This window comes from Bacillus sp. P4_E1, from assembly GCF_056401715.1.
In genome coordinates this window covers 25,982-47,147 of the sequence record NZ_JBFUIV010000010.1, presented here as the reverse complement: position 1 = coordinate 47,147, position 21,166 = coordinate 25,982, and the positions used below count along the sequence as shown (strand labels likewise).

At 34.8% G+C, this 21,166-nt stretch carries 17 protein-coding genes and 1 pseudogene; 12 read left to right on the top strand and 6 right to left on the bottom strand.

Annotated features, from left to right (window positions below; genetic code table 11):
- Positions 1 to 2 precede the first annotated feature (2 nt).
- The 3 genes from sph to AC1DS7_RS15375 all read left to right on the top strand — a co-directional run bounded on the left by sph (position 3) and on the right by AC1DS7_RS15375 (position 3,591).
- Positions 3 to 1,004: a sphingomyelin phosphodiesterase gene (gene sph, locus AC1DS7_RS15385; protein WP_012260317.1), complete on the top strand. Its 1,002-nt coding sequence runs from the start codon at positions 3 to 5 to the stop codon at positions 1,002 to 1,004.
- Positions 1,005 to 1,117: 113 nt separating this feature from the next.
- The gene (locus AC1DS7_RS15380) at positions 1,118 to 2,290 is read left to right on the top strand and encodes an amino acid deaminase/aldolase (protein ID WP_002029787.1); all 1,173 of its coding nucleotides are present in this window, start codon (positions 1,118 to 1,120) and stop codon (positions 2,288 to 2,290) included.
- Positions 2,278 to 3,591 (top strand): D-arabinono-1,4-lactone oxidase, encoded by a 1,314-nt coding sequence (locus tag AC1DS7_RS15375; RefSeq protein WP_215588726.1) that lies wholly within the window; start codon positions 2,278 to 2,280, stop codon positions 3,589 to 3,591. The genes AC1DS7_RS15380 and AC1DS7_RS15375 overlap by 13 nt, the downstream gene beginning before the upstream one ends.
- A gap of 4 nt (positions 3,592 to 3,595) precedes the next feature.
- On the opposite strand, the gene AC1DS7_RS15370 is transcribed toward AC1DS7_RS15375, so the two are convergent.
- A complete protein-coding gene (locus AC1DS7_RS15370) occupies positions 3,596 to 4,750 on the bottom strand; it encodes a VanZ family protein (protein WP_215588727.1) in 1,155 nt (384 codons plus the stop codon).
- 171 nt (positions 4,751 to 4,921) lie between these two features.
- On the opposite strand from AC1DS7_RS15370, the gene AC1DS7_RS15365 reads away from it, so the two are divergent.
- On the top strand, positions 4,922 to 5,125 hold the full coding sequence (locus AC1DS7_RS15365; RefSeq protein WP_002010557.1) for a hypothetical protein: 204 nt from the start codon (positions 4,922 to 4,924) through the stop codon (positions 5,123 to 5,125).
- A gap of 192 nt (positions 5,126 to 5,317) precedes the next feature.
- On the opposite strand, the gene AC1DS7_RS15360 is transcribed toward AC1DS7_RS15365, so the two are convergent.
- Together AC1DS7_RS15360 and AC1DS7_RS15355 are read right to left on the bottom strand one after the other, a co-directional pair.
- Complete coding sequence (locus AC1DS7_RS15360) at positions 5,318 to 6,130, bottom strand: undecaprenyl-diphosphate phosphatase (RefSeq protein WP_002010553.1); 813 nt, start codon at positions 6,128 to 6,130, stop codon at positions 5,318 to 5,320.
- A gap of 132 nt (positions 6,131 to 6,262) precedes the next feature.
- A pseudogene (locus AC1DS7_RS15355) lies at positions 6,263 to 6,766 on the bottom strand (methyl-accepting chemotaxis protein); the annotation flags it as partial.
- Between the two features lie 661 nt (positions 6,767 to 7,427).
- Between AC1DS7_RS15355 and AC1DS7_RS15350 the strand changes: the two are divergent.
- From AC1DS7_RS15350 to AC1DS7_RS15330, 5 genes are all read left to right on the top strand, one after another.
- Positions 7,428 to 8,723 (top strand): 3D domain-containing protein, encoded by a 1,296-nt coding sequence (locus tag AC1DS7_RS15350; RefSeq protein ID WP_002029782.1) that lies wholly within the window; start codon positions 7,428 to 7,430, stop codon positions 8,721 to 8,723.
- Positions 8,724 to 8,826: 103 nt separating this feature from the next.
- Positions 8,827 to 9,054 (top strand): helix-turn-helix transcriptional regulator, encoded by a 228-nt coding sequence (locus AC1DS7_RS15345; protein WP_078185072.1) that lies wholly within the window; start codon positions 8,827 to 8,829, stop codon positions 9,052 to 9,054.
- A complete protein-coding gene (locus AC1DS7_RS15340) occupies positions 9,047 to 9,520 on the top strand; it encodes a DUF2178 domain-containing protein (RefSeq protein WP_002134421.1) in 474 nt (157 codons plus the stop codon). The genes AC1DS7_RS15345 and AC1DS7_RS15340 overlap by 8 nt, the downstream gene beginning before the upstream one ends.
- Positions 9,521 to 9,636: 116 nt before the next feature.
- Complete coding sequence (locus tag AC1DS7_RS15335; protein ID WP_002186970.1) at positions 9,637 to 10,269, top strand: class A sortase; 633 nt, start codon at positions 9,637 to 9,639, stop codon at positions 10,267 to 10,269.
- Positions 10,270 to 10,414: 145 nt separating this feature from the next.
- A complete protein-coding gene (locus AC1DS7_RS15330; RefSeq protein ID WP_012260322.1) occupies positions 10,415 to 11,536 on the top strand; it encodes a YHYH domain-containing protein in 1,122 nt (373 codons plus the stop codon).
- A 30-nt stretch (positions 11,537 to 11,566) separates the two neighbouring features.
- Here AC1DS7_RS15330 and AC1DS7_RS15325 read toward each other — a convergent pair whose 3' ends face one another.
- The gene (locus tag AC1DS7_RS15325; protein ID WP_002090906.1) at positions 11,567 to 12,952 is read right to left on the bottom strand and encodes a peptide MFS transporter; all 1,386 of its coding nucleotides are present in this window, start codon (positions 12,950 to 12,952) and stop codon (positions 11,567 to 11,569) included.
- A 253-nt stretch (positions 12,953 to 13,205) separates the two neighbouring features.
- Here AC1DS7_RS15325 and brnQ1 point away from each other — a divergent pair, with 253 nt between their 5' ends.
- A complete protein-coding gene (brnQ1, locus tag AC1DS7_RS15320) occupies positions 13,206 to 14,507 on the top strand; it encodes a branched-chain amino acid transport system II carrier protein BrnQ1 (RefSeq protein WP_394818271.1) in 1,302 nt (433 codons plus the stop codon).
- Positions 14,508 to 14,641: 134 nt separating this feature from the next.
- Positions 14,642 to 16,363 (top strand): DUF2339 domain-containing protein, encoded by a 1,722-nt coding sequence (locus tag AC1DS7_RS15315; protein ID WP_215588728.1) that lies wholly within the window; start codon positions 14,642 to 14,644, stop codon positions 16,361 to 16,363.
- A 40-nt stretch (positions 16,364 to 16,403) separates the two neighbouring features.
- Here AC1DS7_RS15315 and AC1DS7_RS15310 read toward each other — a convergent pair whose 3' ends face one another.
- Positions 16,404 to 17,951, bottom strand: coding sequence for a DNA-binding protein (locus tag AC1DS7_RS15310; RefSeq protein WP_215588729.1), 1,548 nt, complete (start codon positions 17,949 to 17,951; stop codon positions 16,404 to 16,406).
- A 181-nt stretch (positions 17,952 to 18,132) separates the two neighbouring features.
- Positions 18,133 to 19,524, bottom strand: a complete 1,392-nt coding sequence (locus AC1DS7_RS15305) for an amino acid permease (RefSeq protein ID WP_002140410.1) — start codon at positions 19,522 to 19,524, stop codon at positions 18,133 to 18,135.
- 265 nt (positions 19,525 to 19,789) lie between these two features.
- On the opposite strand from AC1DS7_RS15305, the gene AC1DS7_RS15300 reads away from it, so the two are divergent.
- The gene (locus AC1DS7_RS15300; protein WP_002029772.1) at positions 19,790 to 21,082 is read left to right on the top strand and encodes an NCS2 family permease; all 1,293 of its coding nucleotides are present in this window, start codon (positions 19,790 to 19,792) and stop codon (positions 21,080 to 21,082) included.
- The last annotated feature ends 84 nt before the right edge of the window (positions 21,083 to 21,166 follow it).

Genomic DNA, 21,166 nt, shown 5'->3' with positions numbered 1-21,166 from the left:
ACGTGAAAGGTAAATTGCTAAAAGGTGTACTAAGCTTTGGGATTGGTCTAGCAGCTTTATATAGCGGATCTTCCGTTCAAGCAGAAATGTCCACAAATCAAAATGATACGTTAAAAGTTATGACGCATAATGTATACATGCTATCAACAAACCTATATCCGAACTGGGGACAAAATGAGCGTGCTGATTTAATTGGAGCAGCAGATTATATAAAGAATCAAGATGTTGTTATATTAAATGAAGTGTTTGATAATAGTGCTTCAAATCGCTTATTAGGAAATTTGAAGAAAGAATATCCAAATCAAACGGCAGTATTAGGTCGTAGTAGTGGAAGCGAGTGGGATAAGACGTTAGGAAACTATTCATCTTCGACTCCTGAAGATGGAGGTGTAGCGATTGTGAGTAAATGGCCAATTGTTGAAAAGATTCAATATGTATTCGAAAAAGGCTGTGGACCAGATAACTTATCAAATAAAGGATTTGTATACACAAAAGTTAAGAAAAATGATCGTTTTGTACATGTGATTGGGACTCATTTACAAGCTGAAGATAGTATGTGTGGAAATACTTCGCCAGCATCTGTACGTACAAAACAGCTACAAGAAATTCAAGAGTTTATTAAAAATAAAAATATACCAAATAACGAGTATGTGTTAATTGGTGGTGATATGAATGTAAATAAAATAAATGCTGAGAATAATAGCAATTCAGAGTATGCATCGATGTTTAAAACATTACATGCGTCTGTTCCATCTTATACAGGACATACAGCAACTTGGGATGCGACGACAAACAGTATTGCGAAATACAATTATCCAGATGCACCTGCTGAACATTTAGATTATATTATTGCGAGTAAAGATCATGCGAATCCATCATTCGTAGAGAATAACGTATTACAAGTGAAATCTCCAAAGTGGTCTGTTACATCATGGTTCAAAAAATATACGTATGATGATTATTCTGATCATTATCCAGTAGAGGCGACTATTTCTATGAAGTAGAGTAGTCTTAAAAAAGTTTCTTCGTGAAGAAGAAACTTTTTTTATTTGAAAACAGGAAAATCATTTTTTCTTTCCAATATGTATAAGACATATATAGAAGAGGAGAGAAAAATGTGGATAGAGGAATTTTTAAGGAAGTTCCATTACCGTGTGCATTTTTAGATGAAGTGGCTTTAGAGAGGAATATTCAATCGATTATAGAGTTAAGTGGAGATAAGAAAATTCGTATAGCGAGTAAATCATTACGCTCTGTTCCAATTATGAAAAAGATTTTAGCTGCAAATAATCGGTTTCAAGGTATTATGTGTTTTTCTCCTAGAGAAGCTTTGTTTTTAATTGAACAAGGGTTTAATGATTTATTGCTCGGATATCCTGTTTATGATGAAAGAGCTTTACATGAAATTAGTTTGCTAACAAAGCAAGGGCACATTATAACTTGTATGGTAGATTGTGAAGACCATATTACTTATTTAGAAAAGATTGCTGAGAAGTCTAAAGGGTGTTTTCGCGTTTGTTTGGATATTGATATGAGTAGTCGTTTTTTGAAATTTCATTTTGGTGTAAAAAGATCCCCCGTAAAAGATGTGCAGAGCGCTTTGAAAATAGTAGAAAAGGTGAAGGGCTCATCATATTTAATACTAGATGGTGTAATGGGATATGAAGCTCAAATTGCCGGGGTGGGGGATCATATACCGAATCAATGGATGAAAAGTAAAGCTGTTTCGTATTTAAAGAAGAAATCAGTGTTAGAGGTTAAAGAAAGAAGAGAACGTATCGTAAAAGAAATACAAAACCTTGGTATTGAACTAAGATTTGTAAATGGGGGGGGAACAGGAAGTATAAAAACAACTGAGCAAGATAACTCAGTTTCAGAGATTACTGTAGGATCCGCCTTTTACTCTCCTAAACTGTTTGACTATTATAAAGAAGTAAAATTTCAGCCAGCTGCCGGATTTGCTTTACCAGTTGTACGTAAACCGGATCCTTTTATTTATACTTGCCTAGGTGGCGGATATATTGCCTCAGGTGCAGTTGGTAAAGATAAAGAGCCTGAGGTTTGGATGCCGCATGGTGCAAAACTATTAGCTTTAGAAGGTGCTGGTGAAGTGCAAACACCAATTTTTTATAACGGCGAGGAACGAGTGGATATAGGAGATTCTATCTTGTTTCGCCATAGTAAAGCTGGGGAGTTATGTGAGCGTTTTCCTATTTTATATCGCATTAAACAAGGGGAAATTGTTGGAGAGTATTCAACATATCGGGGGGATGGACAATGCTTTCTATAAAGGGACAAAAATGGAGAAATTGGACAGGGAATGTAGAAGGAACGCCGCATTATACGATGTATCCAAAAAGTATACAAGATGTAGTAGAAGTTGTGGGGCTTGCACGAAAAAAAGGAAAGAAAATTCGTGTTGTCGGTTCAGGTCATTCGTTTACACCTCTTGTGCAAACGGAAGAAATTTTAGTTTCTTTAGATGAATTGAAGGGCATTGTGAATATTGATGCAGAGAAGATGGTTGCCGAAGTATGGGCGGGAACAAAGTTACATGATTTAGGGAAGTTACTTCAGGAAAAAGGTTATGCGCAAGAAAATTTAGGAGATATTGATTCACAATCTATTGCAGGAGCGATTAGTACGGGGACTCATGGGACGGGTGTTACATTTGGGAGTTTATCAACACAAGTTATAGAGATCACGGCAGTTTTATCAACAGGTGAGAGTATAGTTTGTTCAGAAGCCGAGAACGCCGAATATTGGAAAGCATTTCAGTTGTCACTTGGAATGCTAGGTATCATTGCAAAGATAAAATTGAAGGTTATCCCAGCGTATTCGCTTGTTTATGAAAGTGAAAAACAATCATTGTCTACTGTAATGAACAAACTAGAAGAATATAAGAAGAATCGTCATTTTGAATTTTTCGTTTTTCCTTATTCAGATGAAGTGCAAGTGAAATTTACAAACGAAACAACGAGTAAAGAAAGTGATTTGAAATGGCATAAACTAAAGGTGGAGTTACTTGAAAATAGGATGTTCTCTTTATTATCTAAAGGGTGTAAATGGTTTCCTTCTATAAGTAAAGGAGTAAGCCGATTATCAGCTAAGGCTGTACCGAACACGAAAATAATTGGATCAAGCTATGAAGTATTCGCTACATCACGTACAGTTCCATTTTATGAAATGGAGTACAGTGTCCCTTCAAAGTATATGAGGGCTGTTGTAGAAGAAATTTCAAATCTTATTGAAAAGAAAAAGTATAAGGTGCACTTCCCGATTGAATGCCGCTACGTGAGAGGTGATGATATATGGCTCAGTCCAGCATATGGAAGAGATTCAGCGTATATAGCTGTTCATATGTATAAAGGTATGAAGTATGCCGCTTATTTTGGTGAAGTGGAGAAAATTTTTCTAAAGTATGAAGGGCGCCCACATTGGGGGAAAATGCATACGTTAACGTACGAAAAATTGCAAAATATATATCCAGAATTGCACTCGTTTCTAAAAGTGAGGAAGTCACTAGATGAAACAGGAATATTTTTAAGCCCTTATACAGAAAAGTTATTTACGATTATGAAAAAAAGCTGACAAATTAGTATTTGTCAGCTTTTTTAAGTGTAATTGCATTTCTTGTATGACTAATACGCTCGTAAAATAGTAATTTATCACTACTAAATAAATGTAATAAAACATGAATAATAAATAGCCCGTTAATTACAAATTGGAATAACAGTATAACTAGTAATACTAAAGGCTCTGTATGATTTAAAATAGAGCTACTAGAAAGAATGTAATTGATTCCACCTAAAATGAAATAGAATATACCGTAACGAATGAATAATTCTTTTAGTGTAATACGCTCTGCTTGTCCTTTAATGTAAATACGAAGCAACGCTTTCCCTATTGTTCTTCCATTTGTAAAGTATGGGATGATAATAAAGTAAATTAAGATTGAACATGCGATGAAAAGGAGTTCGTATACATTTGTATAAGATTGGATGTTAGAAATAAATAGTGAGTTTCCTTTGTTTTTAATGAAAGTTACAACGATAGATAAGAAGATCCAATCAATTTGCATAGCGATGAGACGACGAACGAATCCGACTGGTTTCGTTTCCAAATCAATATGACTATCTAATTCGCTTGTTTTTGGCAGGAAGTACGTAAATATTGGTGCAATGATAAAACCGATTACGCCGCCTAGTGTGTTTAAAAACAGATCGTCGATATCGAATAAGCGATATGCACAATTATAAATACCATATAATCCAGTTACTTGTGTTAATTCAAAGAACAGTGAAAGGCAAAAAGAAATGCACACTGTTTGGAAGAAACTACGTCGGAAATAATAACGTAAGTAAATACCGAATGGAACGGTTAATAGAACGTTAAAAGCAACTTGTAAAAATGCAGATTCTTTTAATAACAAGAAATAAGTAGTAGGTTTCGTTAAAATTGCCGATGTATGATTACTAATCTCTTGTATGAAATAAAATGGTGAGAGTTGCATATGCTGTGTATTAGCGGGTTGTAGGCTACAAGTATCATACGTTTGTGGTAACGGCAAAATAACAAGAAAATAGGCATTTAATAAGTAAAGTAATAATGAGTATAAAATAAATGAGCGCCATTTATTTAAATAACCGTATTTTCGATAATTAAATATTAAAAAAGGAATTAATAGAAACATTGCTAAAATAGGAAATAAAATAAAAGCTGTTTTTACTGGAAATAAATATGCAGTCAAAATGAAGCTCCTTTCAATGAAATTTCGTTTATCATTATAGCGCTTAAAAGAATGTAAAACAAAGTTGAAATAGCTCGAAATAGAAAAAATTACAAATTTAAAATAGATTAAGTTATAATAAGTTTAATATAAAGATATTATGATTATACAAGTTGAAAGAGGGTACATGATATGCAATATGAGCTTTTTTCGGTAAGCGGGGATCATATTACAACTTTTGAAAGCACATGGCGTTTTCAAGAGGGGGAACAGATTTTTGTTCATGATGATAATACAAAACGAAATTTTATTATTATTCGCTTAACACATGATTTATTTCAAAAAAATACACATGTTATTCGCTTGTATTGTCAGGAAAAGAAAGTTTATGCATAAGGAAAAACCACTTACTGTATGAGGGCAGTAAGTGGTTTTTTATCCCGCTATTTGTGGGCAGTAAAACTCCCACCTCAAAATTCAGGTGGAGCAAAGAAGTTAGGTGGGAGCCCTGCTGCCCGTAAAAGCCCGATTGGTGAGGGCTAATAATCAGGGGGGATGAACAAAACCCTCACTGATTAAAGTTTCATTTTATAAGAAAATGATAGTTAGCACACCTACGATAATACAGTAGAAAGAGAAGTATTTTAAATTTCCTTTTGCCATAATGTTCATAAACCATTTTAATGAAATATATGTCATGACAAATGTTGCGATGAAAGCAACAATATAAGGTACAAATAATGTATCTAAATTTGGATCGTTTGCAATGTCTGTAATACTTAACAATAACCCACCTAAGCTAACAGGAATGTATAGTAAGAATGAGAAGCGAAGAGCTGTTTCTTGCTTCATACCAAGTAACATTGCTGCCACGATTGTAGCACCTGATCTGCTTATACCAGGAATTAGTGCACAAGCTTGTGCTAGACCAATAATGATTGCATCTTTCATAGAAAGGTCGCCATCATTTTTACGTCCACGCAAGTTTCGAATAATCCAAAGGCCGATAGCAGTAATAAGAAGGGAAATCCCAACCATTTTAACACCTTTTAAATAGTGGTCGATATAATCTTTAAATAAAACTCCAATTACACCTGCTGGAATGGTTGCAATAACAAGGTAAATAATAAAGAAGAAATCGGATTTTGCATCTTCTGCTCTTGTGAATATATAAGATAGACCATTCTTTGTTAGACGAATTAAGTCATTTCTATAAATAAGTAATACAGCTAATAATGAAGCTGAATTAACAAGTAGCTCAAAGCTAAACCCTTCTATTTTTAGTCCTAGCAAATGCTGTGCTAAAACGAGGTGACCGCTTGAAGAAATTGGAATTGGTTCTGTTAGTCCTTGGAATAGACCAAGAATTAAATATTTTAAAATGTAATAAAATTGTTCCATAATAACCTCCTTGTTTATTAGTCGAAAGAAACAACTTGTCCATTATAACAAGAATACGGATGAATATTGAGAAGAAATAAATATTCAAAATATAATAAAAATCCCTTATAACAGTATAAGGGATTTTTATTATTAATGAGAAACTACTGTTTCTTCAAGACTTTTCGTTAATTGAACATCGACTTTCTCAGTATCATGAATATGATTCATAATAGTAGTATTTAACTTTTGGAACATTTGTTGTGTATTAGCGAATTCACGTAATATATCATCATTACAAGATTTTTGGTTTTCGATAGCTTTAATAACATTTGTAGCACCACTTTGTAATGTTTGAATCATCATTAAAATATTTTCAATTCTAGCGTTAGTATCAGCGCTCATTTCTACACCTTCATCAACTAAATGTAAATTATCTTTTGTATTTTCATATGCTTTTTCAATTTCTTCTTGAATTTTTTTCGTTAAGTTACCGATGTTTTTTGTACTTTCAGCTGTACTTTCAGCTAGTTTTCTTACTTCATTAGCAACAACAGCAAATCCTTTACCGTGTTCTCCAGCACGTGCAGCTTCAATACTTGCATTCAACGCTAGTAAATTTGTTTGTGCTGCAATGTTTTGAATCACTTCTACAATTTGTTCAATTTCTTTAGAGCGTTCGCTTAAATGATTCATACTATTAGAAGTACGTTGAGATTGTTCACCTAATCTATTAATTACAATGAGTAAGCGATGAACGGATTCTTTTCCTTCATTAGAGCAATCGATAATTTCTTCAATAGATTGAATTAAGTTTTGCTCTTTTTGTAGCATTTCGTTATTTAATTCGTTGGAATGTGTAGTACGCGTAGAAACATTTTCAAAGCATGCGTTCAATTGTTGAATTAAGTTTTGGAGTGTATGATGTTGGCTATTTACAAGTTCGTGCTCTTGCATAACGCTTTTTACACGATTATGGATAGAAGATATAATTTCTTGTTTTTCCACATCTTTTTGTTTTAATTCTGCTTCTAGTTCATGTATATGAGTTTCTAGTTGATCAATTTTATGTTGGAGTGATTTCTTTTGAGTAAACATTTTATTTAATTCAACCGCCTTTAGGATTTTTAATTTCTCTATATTTGGATTTTAGCATCTTTTATAATTTTTAAATATAGGAATTGTTAAATATTTAAGAATCTATTACATTTTGTTCACAATTCTCTTTTTTTGTCATGAAAAATAAACTGTATTTAATGGTTCTGTAAACAAACTGTAAAATAAATCATGTATAACTGTATAAGAAGGGAGTCGGATTATGAACTATTTTAAGCGAATCAGTAGTCTAGTATTAGCAGGAATTATCGTTCTTTCTAGTACAGTCGCTGTAAAAGCAGAGTCAAACGACGAGAAACTTAACAACATGCAACAGCAATTGCAGCAAAACGATGCAGATATGCAGAAGAAAGAGCAAGAGAAGCAAGCTGTTAGTAAAGAAATTCAAGGTATCGAAAATGAACTACATAATTTAAATAATACAATTGCAAAAAATAAAGAGGATCAAGCTGCTATTCAACGTAAAATCGATGAAACACATAAGCAGATTGAACAAAAAAAGAACGAAATTGTCGTTTTAGAAGATAAAGTCCTTGCTCGTAAGGATATTATGAAAAAACGTATGGTTTCTGTTCAAAATAGCTCAAATACGAGTTTAGTAGTAGAAGTTGTTGTAGAATCAAAAAACTTTGCAGATTTCATACAACGTATGAACGCAGTTACGACTATTCTAGAAGCAGATAAAGAAATTTTACGTCTACAAGAACAAGATCTTCGTCAAATTGAAGAAGATAAAAAAGAGATTGATGAAAAAGAAGCATCTTTAGTAGTAGATAAACAAAAATTAGCAAAAGCACAAGCTGATTTGCAAGATAACTTGAAAAAACGTCAAGATAACTTACAAACAGTTCAAGCTAAATATAATCAGGTTGCAAGCCAACTTAATTTAGCAGCGGAAGAGAAAGCAAAAGTTGAAGCAAATATGAAAGCAGTACAAGAAACAATTGCTCGTGAACAAGAAGCAGCAAGAATTGCAGCAGAAGAGCGCGCAAAAGCTGAAGCAGCTGCAAAGGCTGAGCAAGAAGCTTTAGCGAAAGCGCAAGCGGAATTTGCTGAAAAGCAAAAGCAAGAAAAAGCTAATAAACCAGCTGAACCAGTTGCTAATAAACCAGCTGAACCAGTTGCTAATAATAGTTCGAAAGTAGAGCCTGAACAGCCTAAAGTAACTGCTGGCGGAAAAGAAATGTATGTACACGCAACAGCTTATACAGCAGATCCATCTGAAAATGGTTATGCAGCAGGTCAACAAGTATATTCTGCATGGGGACCGGGTGGTAAGCCTTATAACTTAACTGCAAACCCAGGAATGAAATTAATTGCGGTGGATCCATCTGTTATTCCATTAGGATCTACTGTAAATGTTGAAGGCTATGGAATTGCAATTGCAGCAGATACTGGTGGCGCGATTAAAGGTCACAAAATCGATGTTTTAATGCCGGATAAAGCCTCGTCTAGTAATTGGGGCAGAAAAAATGTTAAAGTTACAATTTTAAACTAAAACGTAATCCAACTTTACAAAACGTAAAGTTGGATTTTTTTGTAAAAATAATGTTAAGTTGAGTTTACATTTTGTTAAGGACAGCATACAATGATGGTAAGAGGTGGTAAATTTGACCATTTGCAATAAGGTGAAGGAATTAAGAGCTCGCTTTAATTTTACGCAAAGTGTATTAGCAGAAAAGGTTGGGGTGACGAGACAAACGATCGCTGCAATTGAAAAAGGGGATTACGTTCCTTCATTATTACTAGCATTGACGATTTGTGATGTATTCGAGTTAAAGATGGAAGATGTATTTGTTTTAAATAAGGAGGGGGAAGAGGATGAATAGAATTGGGGTTTCTTATATCTTAAATGTGCTGAGATTTGTGATAGCTTTTTGGGCGTTTATTGAGCTCTATTATGCTTGGATAGAGCTGGCAAATATTATTGAAACTGAGAAATTACCGTTTGAAGTAACAATCAACATGATGCCATTAGGATTGTTAACAATTGTAGCTATTATAACGACGATTTTTTATAAAGTTCAAAAGAAGAAACATAAAGCTCTTTCTTATTGGATGTACCCGTTATTATTTCCACAAGAAGACGAGCGGGAAAAAGCAATTACACAAAAGGCATGCCGGACAACATTTATTTCATTTTGGTATGGAATAGTTATTGCTATTGGATTTTTAACACTTTCTCCTGTAGCTAATTTATATATTCCTGGATATCCATTATATATTTTATTTTTCATGCTTTTTATTCAAATGACAGTCTTTTACGTATCCCTATACAGAAATAAATTAGTCTAAAAAAAACCTTCTTGCTGATGCAAGAAGGTTTCTTTTTTAGCTTACACTTGTACATATAGCAATATTGTCTTATCATTTTATATAGAGTAAGATTTTGTAACGGAAAGGAATTGTATATGAATAAGCAAAGAATTTATAGTATAGTAGCAATCCTTCTATTTGTTGTAGGTGGTGTATTAATCGGAAAGCCATTTTATGATGGATATAATGCAGAGAAGAAGCAGACAGCGAATGTACAAGCTGTTCAAAAGATGGAATATGAAAAGCATGATACAGAATTTGTAGATGCTTCAAAAATTAATCAACCAGACTTGGCAGAAGTAGCGAGTGCATCGTTAGATAAAAAACAAGTAATCGGTCGTATTTCAATTCCGAGCATCTCATTAGAACTTCCTGTTTTAAAAGCGTCGACTGAAAAGAATTTATTATCAGGTGCGGCAACTGTAAGAGAAAATCAAGTAATGGGACAAGGGAATTATGCACTTGCAGGGCATAATATGTCAAAAAAAGGTGTTTTATTTAGTGATGTATCAACTTTAAAGAAGAACGATAAAATTTATTTGTATGACAATGCAAATGAGTATGAGTATACTGTTACCGGTGTATCTGAAGTGACTCCTGATAAATGGGAAGTTGTAGAGGATCATGGGAAAGATGAGATAACACTTATTACATGTGTATCTGTTAAGGATAATTCTAAGCGTTTTGTTATTACGGGTGATTTAGTAGGAACAAAGGCTAAGAAATAAAGAAAAAAGAAGGTTCACTCTTTAAAGAGTGAACCTTCTTTTTTTATCCAATGTTGAGAAATAAAAGAATATTTTAGTTGGTATTTAAATATTTTTCTATTTTTATATAATAAAGTAATGATTCTAGATTTTGGGAGGAACAAAAGTGAAACAGCAAGTAAAAAGACTTCTTTTAACAACAAGTGTAGCGTTATTGGTAGCGCCAATTTCTGCTTATGCACATCCAGGACGTACAGATGCTAATGGTGGACATACGTGTCGTACAAATTGTGAAAAATGGGGATTGCAGTACGGGGAATATCATTATCACAATAAACCAGCTTCTAGCGGCGGAACAACAAGCCCTGCGCCTAGTCAAAATAATAATGGTGCTGTAGAAGCTGAAAGACAAGCAGAAGCGCAGCGCAATGCTGAGGCTGAAAAACAACGTGCTGCAGAAGCACAGCGTAAAGCAGAGGAAGAGAGACAGCGTGCTGCAGAAGAACAACGCAAAGCTGAAGAAGAGAGACAACGTGTAGCCGAAGAGCAAAGAAAAGCAGAAGAGGCACGTAAGCAAGAGGAAGCCCAGCGTCAAGCTGACATGGAAAAAGGGCAGCTTGAAGGTCAAAAAAGTGGAGAGACAGATTTTAAAGCAGGAAAGAATAATGCAGAAGGACATGTAGCTGGAAAGTCAGACGCATATAAACAAGCATTTACAACTGCGTATGCTGCGGCATGGTCTTTAGAAGAACAGAAAAAAGCACATTTTGAAAAAGGTAAAGAGCAAGGGTTAACACAAGAAGCAATGGACGATAGTCAAATTACTCCTGAGTTTAAGGTGAACTTTGCAGAAGGTTTCCAAGTAGGTAATAAAGAGAGAACCGAAAAGATTGAAAAAGAACAAGCGGAACTTGGTGAAAAGGCTGGTAAAGAATTAGCTGAAAAGAAACCTGGAAATACTGAAAAGGATACATATGTGAAAGTATATGAAACCGCGTATGAAAAGGGATATAAGGCCGCTAAAAAGGCAGCGGAAAAAGCTGGATATACATATGCATTTGAAAACTACGACTTAAAAGTTCCTGCTAAGTATGAAAAGAATGAAACATTAAAGAAATGGTTTACTGAAGGATTTAAATCAAATAAAAAGGCAGCGGAAATTCGAGAAGAAGGATATAAAAAAGGAGACAGCTGGCTTTCGTTCTTCTATAAGAGTTTCGTGCCAAGTGAATATAAAGAACATAAAGGCTTGTATGAACAAGCAATAGAAAAGGGAAAGAAAGCGTAAAAAAAGATGAGGAATTTTCCTCATCTTTTTTTAATCCATCCATTTCACTAATTTCTTAGAAATTGATAATAAAACACAACCTAAAACAATCGCCACAGCGCCAATAACTGTGAATACTTCAGCATATCCAAGTGAAGTTGTGAAGCTTGCAAGCTGTCCGCCTAAAATATTAGCAATACCTGAGCTTGCTAACCATACGCCCATTAATAAAGAGGCTAGTTTTACTGGAGCGAGAGCACTAACCATTGATAGCCCGACAGGTGATAAGAATAGCTCACCTAACGTATGGAAAAGATACGTAAAGACGATAAATAGTAAGTTTGCTTTTTCTGTAATGTTATGTTCGTCACTGCCTGTTTTTAATGTAGCGATAACAAGAACAATATAACCGATACCGAGTAAGATCATACCAAGTCCCATTTTTGTTGGGATTTTCATGTCACCATTTTTTCTAGTTGCCAGTTTCGCCCATAATGCTGAAATAGCTGGTGCAAGTAAAATAATAAATAACGGATTGACCGATTGGAACCAAGATGTTGGAACTTCCCATCCGAACACAGAGCGGTCTACAAATTTGTTTGTATATAATGTTAACGAACTACCAGCTTGTTCAAATCCAGCCCAGAAGAAGACAACAAAGCATGTTAAAATGACGATAACTGTTGTACGTTGTTTTTCTTTTTTTGTTAACGGTGTATTTCCTATTGTTTGTTGTCCAGCATCCGTTTGCAAATCGCGAGTTGGTTTTTTACCGATATCACCAAGGAAGCGATTTGATAGTGTTGTAAATAAAATTTGTCCAATGATCATTCCGATTGAAGCGGCTAAGAAACCGTAACGGAATCCGAAATGAGCAACGCCATCTACTGTTGTTTTGAATAAATTTTCTGATAAAAACCCGCAAACGAGTGGAGCTAAAAATGAACCGACGTTAATACCCATATAGAAAATTGTAAATGCACTATCACGTTTTGGATCATTTTCTTCGTATAATTCTCCAACAAGTGTAGAGATATTCGGTTTGAAGAATCCATTACCGATAATAATAAGCGCTAATCCGAGGTATAGACCGACTTGGTTTTGCAAGGCAAATAGTGTAAGGTTACCGATTGCCATTGTTATACCACCAATTGTGATGGCTTTTCGTTTGCCTAGAAAACGGTCCGTTAAGTATCCACCGATCAATGGTGTGAAGTAACAAGCACCAGTATAAAATCCGTAAATAGAGAGTGCCCAAGCGGGACTAAACCCAAGACCACCACTTACTAAAGCTGTTGTTAAATATAATGTTAATAATCCTCGTAATCCATAGTAACTAAATCTTTCCCACATTTCTGTAAAGAAGAGTAAGTATAAACCTGGAGGATGTTTCTTTTTTCTTTGTTGTTCTCTTTCTAGTTGTATCGCTGATTCCATAATATTTTCCTCCTGACACAAGCAAAAAACAAAGTTAATAGTATTATATGATTAATATTTTACCTTATTAACTATTATAAGTCAATAAAGGTTGATTTTTCAGAAGAAATTTGAAAAGGGAAATAGCTATAGAATGGGTGTTTCTTTTGTGATAGACTATGGACTATGTTTTCTTTGTAAGGAAGCGGATTACCGCATTTTTTTATTTGTGGAATTGATTTCATGTAAGGTGAAATTGAAGAAGGAGAAAGAAATGAAATTGTTACAGAAAAAAGAAATTTTGCTTATTAGTCTTATGTTATTCTCTATGTTCTTTGGGGCCGGAAATCTTATATTTCCACCTTTCCTTGGATATGAAGCAGGAGAACATGTATGGATTGCATTGTTAGGTTTTATTATATCAGCAACAGGGCTTCCTATATTAGGTGTTATCGCTATTGCGAAAGCAGGGAGTTTTCAAACGTTAGCGGGCAGGGTTCATTCTTCATTTGCAATTATTTTTCCGTGTATTGTGTACTTATTTATTGGACCAGGTCTTGGTATACCACGTGCAGGAAGTTTAGCTTTTGAAATGGGGCCAGGCCAGTTGTTCCCAGAAGCGGGTAGCGTAGTTTTGTTATTGTACACGGCTATTTTCTTTAGTATTGTTTACTGGTTAAGTTTATCACCGTCTAAATTAATGGGCTTGTTTGGAAAGGTGTTAACGCCTTTATTATTATGTATGATTGCTATTATATTTATAAAAAGTATGTTTACATCAGTAGGCGGTGTGAAAGAGCCTGCAGGAAATTATGGACAAGCTCCTATGTTCCAAGGATTTTTAGATGGATATTTAACGATGGATGCGTTAGCAGCTTTAATATTTGGGATTGTTATTGCAAATGCTCTGCGTGCAAAAGGTGTAGCGGATGATAAAGGTTTAGCGAAATATATGAGTATTGCTGGTATTGGAGCAGGGCTTTTATTATCTATTATTTATGTCATTCTTGGATATGTTGGTTCAATTAGTGGTTCATTGGGTACATTTGATAACGGTGCGAAAGTGTTAGCACAAGTTATGACGACATTATTTGGACAAGGCGGAGTAGTATTATTAGGCCTTATTTTTACTATCGCATGTTTATGTGTTTCAATTGGGCTGGTTACGTCTTGTAGTCAGTTTTTTGCAAGTGTATTTCCGAAAGTATCTTATAAAGTTTGGGCATTTATATTAAGTTTTGTTAGTATGGTTTTAGCTAATTTAGGATTAACGCAAATTTTAAAAGTATCGGTACCGATTCTTGGATTTATTTATCCAGTTGCACTAACGCTTATTATTTTAGGGTTATTCCATAAGTATATTGGAAAGTATGTATACGTATATTCGGTAACGATTGGACTCGTAGCGGTATTTAGTGCGATTGATATTTTAAACAAAAGTGTACTGATGAATAAATGGACACCACTACTAAAAATGCTTCCGTTTTATTCAGAAGGTGTAGGTTGGATTGTTCCGGCATTTGTAGGTGTCTGCCTCGGTGTAATTGTTAGTATTGCTATAAATAAGAATAAATAAGTAAGAGGTGTTTTCCTATTTCGGAAAACACCTTTCTTTTTTTGGAAAAATAGTATTGAAAGTGAATAGACTAAGAGTATGATAAAGGTAATTGGTAATATATAGGTTTTACATGAGTGATGAGGGGGGAGCGTATGAATGAGGATTTGAATAAGAAAATAGAAGCACTCGAAACGGCAATTGAAACGATGCAAGAGGCACTTTATGAATTGAAAGCGAAACAAAGAAAAATAGAAGTAGATAAAGTTCAACAAAATGTTAATAAGGAAAAGAAAGAATATATTGAAGCGGTAAGTAATGAAAAGTTACAAGAAGATGTAGTGAAAATCAAAGAGCCTGTTCAAAAAGTTGAGGAAAAACAAGTAAATATATCTGTTTTTAAACCAGAACCATTTAATATTATAAAGTTTTGTCAAACGTGGTTACCACGCATATTTGTCGGTATTATGCTACTTGGCGTTATTTGGTTATTCAAAGCAGGGGTAGATGCCGGATTATTGACACCAGCGATACGGGTTGTGTTTGGTATAGTACTATCTGCCGGCTTGTATTACGTAGGAGATATACAAATTAAAAGAGAGCGGCAAGCGTTAGGGTTAGTATTAGCTGGAGGAAGTATTACGGGAATTGTTTTAACAACGTTTGCGGCACATTATTTATATGAGTTTATTCCTGCAAGTATTGCGTTTGTTTGCAACATTATATGGGTTGTTTTAGGGATTTATTTAGCGAAAAGATATAGATCGGAATATCTCGCTATTTTCGTGGCGGTGGGAGCATTTTTTGTTCCTTTCTTGTTAAATAGTACGACTCCTAATACGTATATTTTCTTTAGTTATGAGATGATATTAACAATTAGCCTATTATGGTATGCATTGAGAAACCTTTATAAGTACTTGTATATGATTTCTTATGTTGTTGCGGCAATTGTCCTATTTGTCTTCTTTGTTGTTATGTCAATATTAGTAGAGAATGTGCAAGTACAGTTAACAGTTGTATACGGTGCAATTCATTTACTATTATTTTGGCATATGTTTTCGGAGAGAAGGTTTATACAAGAAGCACGATTGGCGATATTTAGTGCGAATGCAGTTTTCTTTATTTTAGCCATTTCTCAAATTCCTGAATTTACAACGTGGGGATTAGTTATAAGTTCATTTGTGCATGCTGTTATGTTTGTACTTGAATATAGGAAGAATAAACATTCGGTATTTTCAAATCTAATATTTGGCTTTGCAATGGGATCATTTAGTTTAGCGATTTTATACGAGTATAGTTTGGTGAATGCAGCGATCGTATTATTGTTACAAGGTTTCCTCGGTATGGTTACTGCTATTAAAGTAAAGCAAAATATTAAGTTGTATGTAGGTGCAACGATTTATGCGATTGGAATGGTACAGACGATTTTTAGCCCGTTTGATGAGTTCATTTCAGCAGGGTTTGTCGCTCATATTATTTTAATAGGAACGTTCTATTATTGCATGATACAAGCAAAAGAAGTGTTAGCGAGTTTAGGTAAATATGTTTATTCTATAGCGCTCTACTCGTTAATGGTAATTGTATTTATTACAATTACTAGGATCGGTGAAGTTCTTTCTACAGATGGAAGTATAATTAGCGTATCTGTATCATTATTATGGATGGTATATGCTTTATTTGCAGTTTGGTTTGGCCGTTATAGACAGATGAACGAAATATTATATGCTGGATTAGTCGTATTAGTAGTAACAGTAGGGAAGTTATTCCTTCTCGACCTACCAGAGGTGTCGATGATGATTAGAGCGGTGTTATTCTTAATCGTAGGTAGTATAGGTATCGTTATTTCAAGAATGTTTTTCTCAAAAGAAGAGAAGTGAGAAAAAGGCAATCCCTTTACGGATTGCCTTTTCTTTTACTTTACTTCTTACCAATCGTTACAGCCTCATTATATTTAGCTGTTGTGTTTTGTCTTAGGCGAAGTGTTGCTTGTCCAGTTGTATTTGGATTAAGTTGTACGTTCACAATTTTTTCAGCAGATCCTTGGCTATTTGTTATGAAAGAGAATGCACTGCTATATCCGAAAGAAGATGGCCAAGTGCCATTTGTATTTTGAACTTTTGCCACCTGTGTTCCGCCAGTTGTGAAGATACCTAAAGAATAATTATTGTATGTTGTATTTGGTAATAAGTTATTTACTTGAATCTTCATTTGGAACACTTCATTGTTTGGTAGAATGCTAGGGTGCGTAATTACGTAATCACTCGTTGTCACTGCACCGTTATAGCCGTATGAACCTGGTTTGAAAGTATTTGTATTGAACCACTGGTAACCTTGAGTTGGTGCGCTCCAAGGTTCTGGTTGTGGTTCTGTTGATAAACTTGGTTGTTCAAATGTTTGTAGAGCTGTAGGTGCATCAAGCTGTAAACCACTCACTTGATCTAAGCTTGTAAATGTTTCTTGTTTCGCTAACCAATTCACGATGTTTTCTAATAGAACAGCATCGTTTTCTTCTTTATAACCATCATAAGTTTTCTTTGTTTGACCTGAGTCTTCGCGAACATATTTTGGCGTAGCATCTTCAACAGGAGAAGAATCACCAATAAAGGCAGCTTTTCCAAGACCAACTTTCGAAATAGCAGCATAAGGCCCCTCGGCAACGCCACCACCGTTATAAACGCCGCTATCAACAGCGTTATTCCATTTTGATGGATTTTCTGGAAGATATACAAGGCCTTTCGCTAGTTTTGGATTTGTAATCGCAAGGGTAGAGCCGGCATGCATTGCTACAGATGAAACGCCAGTTGTAATTCCGAATGATTGCGCAGGTGAGACAATATTTTTAGCTGAAACATCACCAAGTGCATTGTAACGGAAGCGAATACCGAAATTATCGGATAGCCAATCAGAGCTTTCTACTCCTTGCATAGCTTGTGAAGTTGTTTCTTCATTAGACATTCCCTTTGCTGGATTATCCCATGCCCCGCGTCTATATCCATTGAACACTTCTGAGGAGTCCCAGCGGTTTTTATTACGATCTGCATTATAATGATCGGCAATGAAGAAAATACTGCCGCCATTTTTTACGTATTGTAACATTGCGTCTTGTTCAGATTTTTTGTAAGGAATATTTGCCTCTGGAACGATAAACACGTTGTAATTTTTTAAGTCGTCGTATGTAATAGGTGTTGATTTACGAAGTTCTTTTACATGATATCCGTTTTGGGCAATGCCGTTTCCGAAATCAGAAAAGCCGCCATCAATAACCCAGTCAGCTGTCCCTGCAGTTTGACCGTGCGTATTATCAAATAATACTTTCTTCCCATTGTTTTGATTTACAACCTTTGCAGCAATTTCAGGAGCTGGATCTACAGAGCTTTCGGCATAAGTAGATGGAACATAAGCGCTTCCTAAACTGATTGTAATTGCTGTTGCTAAAGAAAATTGAATCCATTTTTTATTCTTCATAGAAGAATCCCCCTAATAATAAATATATGTGCTTTAATAATGTAATTTATTTTTCTGAAAAAATAAAGACAGAAAACGTAAAAAATATTAAAAAATTGTAAAAATACCGTGAATTTTGTTGAGAAATATTTATATAGACAATAAAAAATCCCTTCCAATTAATAAGGAAGGGATAGCTTGTTTAACTAATCTTTGAATTAGGTGTTTCATCAATCTTATGAAATCCTTTCATGTAATACACGATAGCTAAGCCAATAAGCCAAATTGGGCCAACGATTAATGCAATTCGTGTATCTTCTGAATACGCCATTATACATAGTACAAGTGCAAGGAAGCCAAGTGAGAAGTAAGAGCTTACTGGATGTAAAGGCATTTTATACGTGAGCTTGTCTTTTTTCTCAGTTGATAATCCTTTACGGAATTTAATTTGAGCGACTAATATAATACCCCAAGTCCAAATTGCCCCGAAAGTTGAAATACTAGTTAACCATGTAAATACTTTTGCAGGAACGAGATAGTTTAATATAACGCCAACGAGTAAAACAATCGCAGTTGCTACAATACCTTGACTTGGAATGCCATTTTTATTTAAACGTCCAAATCGTTCAGGTGCTTTCTTTTGTTTTGCTAGTGTAAATAGCATACGGCCTGTACTAAACAAACCACCGTTACAAGATGAAAGAGCCGCTGTTAAAACGACAAAGTTAATAATACCTGCTGCCTTTGCAATACCGATTTGCTGGAACGTTAGTACGAAGGGACTTCCTTTCTCACCAAATTCGTTCCAAGGATAAATTGCCATCATAACGAATAATGCCCCGACGTAAAAGATTAGGATTCTCCAAAATACGTTATCGATAGCTTTTGCGAGTGTTTTCTTCGGGTTTTGAGCTTCACCAGCTGTAACACCAATTAGTTCAACGCCTAAATAAGCGAATAATACCATTTGTAAGGAAAGCAATAATCCAGAGAAGCCATTTGGGAACCAGCCCCCATGTTCCCAAAGATTTGAAATACCAGTTGCAACGCCGCCATTTCCAAATCCGAATAGAATAATACCAAAGCCAATTACTATCATACAGATAATTGTGACAATTTTGATGAGAGCAAACCAAAACTCAAGTTCTCCAAATACTTTTACTGATAAGAAGTTGAAAGCGCTCATTAATAATAGAGCGAGTAGTGCCCAAGTCCAGCGCGGGATATCTGGGAACCAGTACTGCATGTAAATTCCAGCCGCCGTAATTTCAGCCATACAAGTAACAACCCATAAGAACCAGTAGTTCCAACCAGTAATATAGCCAGCAAGTGGACCGATATAATCATTAGCATATTTACTAAAAGAACCGGCAACCGGTTGTTCAATTGCCATTTCTCCGAGCGCTCGCATAATGAAAAAAATAACGAGTCCAGCGATCATATAACCTAGTAAGATGGAAGGACCAGCTAGTTTAATAGCAGAAGCAGATCCTAAAAATAGCCCAACGCCAATAGCCGAACCGAGTGACATTAAAGTAATATGTCGTTCTTTTAAACCTCGATTTAAAGTTCCAGATTTGTTTGTGTGCTGCATAAGAAGAATCCCCCTTGTAGAATGAGCTACCTAAATATTTAACTATTTCAAATTATAAAACATTTCTATCTGTTATGCTACAAAAATAATCAAAATGAACTGTACTACATCTGAACTTGTCAGACTTAAACTTAAAATTCTCACTATTAGAGAATATATTGACTCTTCTTTTTATTGATTGTTAAGATTAAGTATTATATTTTCTCACATACTAGTAAGAAAAGAATGTGTGATAATAATTCAGGTGTAGGAAGGGTACATAGCCATGTTTCAATTACAAAAATATAACACTTCTGTGAAGCAAGAGCTTTTAGCGGGCATCACAACTTTTTTTACATTTGCGTATATTCTTGTCATCAATCCGAAAATATTATCTGATGCAGGTGTACCATTTGATCAAGCGTTTACGGCAACTATTATTGCGACAGTTATTGGGACGCTATGTATGGCGTTTTTAGCTAACTATCCAATTGTTATTGCTCCAGCTATGGGAATGAATGCATATTTTGCTTATTCTGTTGTTCAACAGGCAGAGGGGATTACATATGTCATTGCGTTTTCAGCAGTCTTTGTAACAGGCATTATTTTTCTTTTATTATCTTTCACTTCATTTAGGCAAAAGCTAATTATCGCAATTCCTGACAGTTTAAAACATGCAATTGCAGGTGGAATTGGACTATTTATTGCTTTTATTGGATTACGTCTATCTGGAATTATCGTGGATCATCCATCTAACTTAGTTACGATTGGTGATTTTCATTCTCCAGCCGTTATTTTAACTTTAATTGGTTTAATTTTAGCGGCAGTATTAATGGTATTACGTGTGAGTGGTGCATTATTTATTAGTATGATTGTGACAGGAATTATCGCCTTCTTTACGGGGCAACTGAAGTTTGAGGATAAAATTGTAGCGATGCCTCATTTACCAGAGGGTATTATCGTTTCAAATCCAATCAATGCTTTTTCAGATGTAATTCAGTATGGATTATATGGTGTTGTATTTTCATTTTTACTTGTACTTTTATTTGATACGACAGGTGCATTACTCGGTTTAATTAAACAAGCTGGTTTAATTACAGATAATACAGAGAAACGTTTTGGCAAAGCGTTTATTGCAGATGCGATTGGCGGAACGACAGGTTCTATCTTCGGAACAAGCCCAACAGCAGCAACGATTGAATCGTCAGCTGGCATTGCTGCAGGTGGTAAAACTGGATTAACAGGTATTGTAGTTGTTGGTCTAACGATTATAACGGCATTTTTCAGCCCTGTTATCGCGTCTTTATCAAGTGTAGCTGCTATTACAGCTCCTTCATTAATTATTGTAGGTAGTTTAATGGCACAAAGCATTCGTGATATTAATTGGAATGAATTTGAAGATGCATTACCAGCATTTTTAATTTTCGTTGGTATTCCGTTAACGTCTAGTATTGCAAATGGAATTGCAATTGGATTTTTAGTGTATCCAGTATTAAAAATTGTGAAGGGGAAAGGGATGGAAGTACATCCGTTACTATATTTATTTACAATTTTATTTGGATGTCATTTATTCTTATAGTATAGAGATAGGGAAGGGGGCTTCTTATGAGAGGCTCCTTTTTTGTGTATAATAAAGTGAAAAAAACAAATCAATTACGTAAAA